This window comes from Tenuibacillus multivorans (genome assembly GCF_900103915.1).
Lineage (GTDB): Bacteria > Bacillota > Bacilli > Bacillales > Alkalibacillaceae > Tenuibacillus > Tenuibacillus multivorans.
This window is the reverse complement of the sequence record NZ_FNIG01000005.1, coordinates 215874-221873: the sequence shown is the minus strand read 5'-3', so window position 1 is coordinate 221873 and position 6000 is coordinate 215874. Positions and strand designations below refer to the sequence as shown.

Genomic DNA, 6000 nt, shown 5'->3' with positions numbered 1-6000 from the left:
CTCCTTGATTGCGACTCCAACTCCTTGATTGCGACTCCAACTCCTTGATTGGCGAGTCGATACTCGCAAGCGGATCGACTCGCTACATTTATTAATAAATAGTTACTCTTGTGACTATTTTGATATAATAACCATAACGCTTATAAAGGGGGTTTTACGATGGATTTAGAAAAACTGTCTCAGCTTTTTCCAAATATTAAACGTGTAGATATACCACCTGAAGACTGCTTTACGTTTCAAACGGACGGTCGGCTGTTCGCAATCCCGGAAACGGATCTAACTCATGAACAAAAACAACTCCTACAGGCACTAACGACGACTGAGCCGATACACACGTCACGCGAACAAGCTTGGCTTGATTTTTTACATCGAAAGACATCAACTCCTCCTGAAGAATTCACTCAATATCGCTTCATTATCGCTAACATTCAAGATGGAAGCATCGATTTAGATACGTTTCGTAATACCTTACATATGATGCTCAATCGGGAGCTTGTTTTAACTTGGAAAAGTAAAAATGAAGTAGTGATGATTGAAGAAATCGCAGGAGAACCAATTGCATTCAATGAAATGATTGACGTTATGAGCGATGATTTAAAAATCAATCTCAAACTATTTATTAGCGATATCCAGCAATCTGTCGATCAGATGGTGGATTATTATCAATGGCTCATAAAAGTGGCCAGGGCTATTTTTCCTTTAACAGGGAAACGAATTATCTATCAACAAGATAGCATTATCCATCTATTCCCTACTCTATTTGATCAAAACGACCAGCAATTTTTTATATCGTCCATCTTAAAATCTAGCATCGAGGACCGCTCATTGATTGATACGATTAAAGTTGTGATTGAACACCAGGGAAACGTTTCATCAGCCGCAAAAGCCCTTTTTATGCATCGTAATAGTGTACAATATCGAATTGATAAGTTCGCGGACTTAACTGGCAATGATATTCGACGGTTTGACCATATGCTACAAGTTTATTTAGCGATATTATTACTAGTTTGATAGGGAATTCAGCTTCAATCATTGGGGAATCAGTGCACTCGATTGGGGATTCAGAGGGCTTCATTGGGGAATTATACACCTTCTTCGGGCAAAAAATAGGTTTCATTGGGGAATTGGAGCACTTTATTGGGGATTCAGAGGGCTTCATTGGGGACTCATAACACTTTATTGGGGATTTAGCAGGCTCCATTGGTGAATCACAGCACCTCATTGGGGAATCAACACACTCGATCGGGGATTCCCCTCATTGAGCACTCAGTAACTCAAAATCTCACTCAGGCAATTGGTAGCCCACCACCTTCAACCCAATCCATTACTCTTGCACAAAACATTCTCCAATCTTTGTGCACATCCACCATATGAAACCGCTTTCCAATCGAGTAAACTATACTTAACAACATTAGGGAGGGGTCCATATGGCTGAGTTACGTCTTGATAATATTAATAAAATCTATGATAAGGACGTACATGCAGTTCAAGACTTTAACTTACATATTAAGGATAAGGAGTTTATCGTGTTCGTTGGTCCGTCGGGTTGCGGGAAATCTACAACTCTACGAATGATTGCCGGGCTTGAGGAAATCACGGCCGGCGACTTTTACATCGATGAAAAGCGTATGAACGATGTCGCGCCGAAAAATCGTGACATCGCGATGGTTTTCCAAAACTATGCGTTATATCCGCACATGAATGTTTATGACAATATGGCGTTCAGTTTAAAGCTTCGCAAGGTTAAGAAAAAAGAAATTGATGAGCGTGTTAAAAGGGCTGCGGAAATTCTAGGACTAGAGGAGCTACTTAACCGTAAGCCGAAAGCACTTTCTGGTGGACAGCGTCAGCGTGTAGCACTTGGGCGCGCGATCGTACGTGATGCGAAGGTATTCCTTATGGATGAACCGCTATCAAATTTGGATGCTAAGCTTCGTGTACAAATGCGTGCTGAAATTCAAAAGCTTCACCAGCGTCTACAAACGACAACCATTTATGTTACGCACGACCAAACAGAAGCGATGACGATGGCGACACGTTTAGTTGTTATGAAGGAAGGTATCGTCCAACAGGTTGGTTCACCGAAGGACGTTTATGACAAACCTAATAACGTCTTTGTCGGTGGATTTATCGGATCACCATCTATGAACTTCTTAACCGGAACGCTTAATGAAAATTCCATCACGATTGAAGGAAACGACATTACAATCCCTGAAGGACGCATGAAGGTTCTACGCGATTTAGACTATGTTGGTAGAGAAGTCATGCTCGGGGTTCGTCCGGAAAACTTACACGATGAACTAGCCTTTATCCAAAGTGCTGAAGGCTCAACGTTTACAGCAAATATTGACGTAGCTGAACTAATGGGGTCTGAGTCTTACCTTTACTCAAAAATTGGCGAACAGGAATTTACTGCGCGTGTTGATGCCCGTTCGAATGTTTCTGCGGGTCAAGATATTACACTTGCGATTGATATGAACAAGGTCCATTTCTTTGATGTCGATACAGAACTTCGGATTGATTATCAAGAAAAAGATGTAACAGAAACCCAAGAGGTTTAAATATCCCCTTTAATCATAAATGTTAAAACCCCAGCTTGCGAGTCGAGCTGGGGTTTTAACCGTATAAGACCGTAACATTTGGATGCTTTTTAAGAATACTAGCTGGAAAATCCTCATCAACATCCCCATCGAATAACCGCCTAATAGCCTCCTGCTTTCGATCTCCATATGCCAATAGCACAATGTGACGACTCCTCATAATCGTGTCAATTCCCATGGTGATGGCTTGATCAGGTACATCTTCTATCGATGAAAAAAACCGTGCATTCGCCTCTCTTGTCGATGGTGCGAGACTCACGACATGTGTCCTTGAATTAAAACTAGTCCCGGGTTCGTTAAACCCAATATGGCCATTCACACCCAGGCCTAGGATTTGTAAATCAATCGGTCCATTTTCTTCAATTAGACGTTCATACCGCTGACATTCTTCCTGTAAATCAATCGCTTCCCCGTTCGGAATATGAATTTGATAAAAAGGAATATCAACCTTTTCAAACAAATGCTCCTGCATAAAACGAAAATAACTCTGTGGATGCGATCGATTTAACCCAACATATTCATCTAAATTAAACGTCTTCACTTGGCTAAAACGAATATCTCGCTTTTGAACCATCGCAATCAATTGATTATAAAGTCCAACCGGCGTACTTCCTGTCGCTAATCCTAACGTTGCATCTGGTTTAGCTAAAATGAGATCGCTCACAAACCCAGCGGCGATTCGGCTTAATTCTTCATAGCTTTTTACATTTATTTTTTTCATGCTAATCCCCTCAACTAACTTAATACTCCTCTACAGAAGGTATGTTCAATATGAAATTGCTCATCAACTATGAGTAAATCCGCATCCTTCCCGACGGCTATACTTCCTTTTTGTTCAAAGACGCCTAGCTGTTTGGCTGGATTAACTGAAGCCATCTGAATAATGTCCCGGAAATTAGCTTCGGTTACTTCTAATAAATTTCGAGCGGCCTGATCCATCGTTAAAACACTTCCAGCTAAGGTTCCATTAGACAACGTCGCTCTACCGTCTTTCACAGTTACCTGCTGTCCACCGAGCGTATACGTACCTTCTGACATTCCTTTGGCCCGCATTGCATCTGTAATCATGATTAAGCGTTCTGGCCCGATTGTTTGAAAAATTAACTTGAGCATTTCATCTGAAACATGAATCCGATCTGCAATCAGCTCACTCATTAAATTATCCATTAACATCGCTGCCCCAACCGCACCGACATCTCGATGGTGAATCCCAGGCATCGCGTTACATAGATGCGTTATTTGTGAGACACCTTTTTCAACGGATTGCTTGATATCACCATAATTAGCCGCAGTATGCCCAGCAGATACATTCACATCATGCTCAACTAAAAATTGGATAAACCTTCCATCTATATCTAATTCTGGTGCGATGGTGATCGTCTTAATCGAATCATCAGCCAAATCTAGCCACCGTTTAACGACATCCAAGTCAGGATTCAAAATATGGTTTAATGGCTGAGCCCCCGCCTTGCCTCTTTCAATAAACGGACCTTCGACATGCGCCCCGAGAACCTCAGCGTTACCCGGCGAAGACTCGAACTGATGAATAGCTTGAATCGCCTGTTCAATCTCTTCTAATGGATTCGTAATTGTCGTCGCAACAAACGACGTGGTCCCTTCTCTCGGAAGTGCCTGAGACATCCGTTTTAGCGCCTCTACTCCATCCATCACGTCATACCCAACAGCCCCATGAATATGCCCATCAATAAACCCAGGAATGAGCCGTTTCCCACGCCCATCAATCATTTGTGTATCGGATTGATTCAAGTGCTTCTCACTAATCGATTCAATTTTCCCATGACGAATCAAAACGGAGCCTTTTTTAATTAAGCTATCTTCTAAATAAATATCAACATTTTTAATAATTGTTCTCATACCATCACCCATGAATTAATATTTCATTCAATGTTTTAAATATTTGTAATATTATTTCAATCCCGTTACATCTATACTATAATAAAACATAGGAATATAAAAGGAGAGTTTTATATGATAAGCGATTCTTTTTTGAACCGTTTAAAAGACATCCTCGGCCCTTCGCACGTTGATCATAGTGAGGCAGGATTATTAACCTATGCTTATGATGCTACACCAAATTTTCAATCGAAGCCAGATGTCGTCGTCATGCCTGGAAATACCGAAGAAGTTTCTAAAATCGTCAAGCTTTGTTTAGAACACGAGGTCCCGATTGTTCCACGTGGTTCAGGTACGAATCTTGCTGCGGGAACGGCGCCAACTCAAGGCGGTCTCGTTTTACTTTTTAATCGCATGGATCAAATTCTCGAAATCGACAAAGAAAATTTAACCGCAACCGTTCAACCTGGTGTGATTACGCAGACAATTTGTGAAACGGTAGAAAGTCAAGGCCTATTCTACCCCCCTGACCCGAGTTCAATGAAAATCTCAACAATCGGTGGGAACATTAACGAAAATTCCGGTGGTTTAAGGGGGCTAAAATACGGCGTCACAAAAGATTACATCCTCGGACTTGAAGTCGTCCTCCCTAATGGTGACATTATTCAAACCGGCGGCAAGCTCGCTAAAGATGTTGCGGGCTATGATATAACCAAATTGCTGGTCGGCTCTGAAGGAACATTAGGCATTGTGACGGAAGCGATATTAAAACTCATTCCAAAGCCTGAACATAAACAAACCTTACTCGCCGTCTATCAATCTATGGATCAAGCTGCTGAAACGGTCTCTAGTATTATTGCACAAAAAATAACACCAGCCACGCTTGAATTTATGGATCAACCGACGATTGGTGCCGTCGAGGAATACGCACATATCGGCCTACCAACAGAGGCTGAGGCAGTCCTTTTAATCGAACAAGATGGCCCACAGGCGATTGTCGAAAACGATATCGAGCAAATAGCTGATATATGCGAAAAACACGGCGCGCTCGAGGTGACGATTGCCGAAACTGAGCAGGAAGCTAATCAACTACGAGAAGGACGACGTGCCGCTTTATCGGCGATCGCACGACTTAGCCCGACAACGATTTTGGAGGATGCCACGGTGCCGCGTTCAGAGATTGCTAGAATGGTTCAGGCCATCAATCAAATCGCCGAAAAATACAACGTCGGCATCGCTACTTTTGGTCATGCGGGTGATGGTAATTTGCATCCAACCTGCATGACGGACGCTCGTGATGAAGACGAAATGGAACGCGTCGAAAAGGCCTTTGAAGAAATCTTTGCCCATGCGATTGAATGCGGCGGTACAATCACCGGTGAACACGGCGTTGGCGAGATGAAGTCACCCTATCTTGCCTGGAAAGTTGGTGAACGCGGTCTTGAAGCGATGAAAAACATTAAAACAGCTTTCGACCCACACAACATTATGAACCCTGGCAAGATGTTCGCCAAGGATACGAAGAAACGAATAACCATTTAAGGTG

Annotated in this window: 5 protein-coding genes; 3 read left to right on the top strand and 2 right to left on the bottom strand. The window is 42.4% G+C overall.

The annotated features are described in order from the left end of the window. The first annotated feature begins 159 nt into the window (after window positions 1-159). Complete coding sequence (locus tag BLP77_RS09750; RefSeq protein ID WP_093856932.1) at window positions 160-1011, top strand: PucR family transcriptional regulator; 852 nt, start codon at window positions 160-162, stop codon at window positions 1009-1011. Between the two features lie 416 nt (window positions 1012-1427). Beyond that, window positions 1428-2561, top strand: coding sequence for an ABC transporter ATP-binding protein (locus tag BLP77_RS09745; protein WP_093856931.1), 1134 nt, complete (start codon window positions 1428-1430; stop codon window positions 2559-2561). A gap of 55 nt (window positions 2562-2616) precedes the next feature. On the opposite strand, the gene nagB is transcribed toward BLP77_RS09745, so the two are convergent. Next, window positions 2617-3321 (bottom strand): glucosamine-6-phosphate deaminase, encoded by a 705-nt coding sequence (nagB, locus tag BLP77_RS09740; protein WP_093856930.1) that lies wholly within the window; start codon window positions 3319-3321, stop codon window positions 2617-2619. A gap of 14 nt (window positions 3322-3335) precedes the next feature. Further along, the gene (nagA, locus tag BLP77_RS09735; protein ID WP_093856944.1) at window positions 3336-4475 is read right to left on the bottom strand and encodes an N-acetylglucosamine-6-phosphate deacetylase; all 1140 of its coding nucleotides are present in this window, start codon (window positions 4473-4475) and stop codon (window positions 3336-3338) included. 114 nt (window positions 4476-4589) lie between these two features. Between nagA and glcD the strand changes: the two genes are divergently transcribed. Continuing rightward, the gene (glcD, locus tag BLP77_RS09730; protein WP_093856929.1) at window positions 4590-5996 is read left to right on the top strand and encodes a glycolate oxidase subunit GlcD; all 1407 of its coding nucleotides are present in this window, start codon (window positions 4590-4592) and stop codon (window positions 5994-5996) included. The last annotated feature ends 4 nt before the right edge of the window (window positions 5997-6000 follow it).

What these genes read in the sequence shown, in the direction of transcription:
- BLP77_RS09750 (WP_093856932.1), top strand. Translation starts at nt 160, where the DNA reads ATGGATTTAGAAAAACTGTCTCAGCTTTTTCCAAATATTAAACGTGTA.
- BLP77_RS09745 (WP_093856931.1), top strand. Translation starts at nt 1,428, where the DNA reads ATGGCTGAGTTACGTCTTGATAATATTAATAAAATCTATGATAAGGAC.
- nagB (WP_093856930.1), bottom strand. Translation starts at nt 3,321, where the DNA reads ATGAAAAAAATAAATGTAAAAAGCTATGAAGAATTAAGCCGAATCGCC.
- nagA (WP_093856944.1), bottom strand. Translation starts at nt 4,475, where the DNA reads ATGAGAACAATTATTAAAAATGTTGATATTTATTTAGAAGATAGCTTA.
- glcD (WP_093856929.1), top strand. Translation starts at nt 4,590, where the DNA reads ATGATAAGCGATTCTTTTTTGAACCGTTTAAAAGACATCCTCGGCCCT.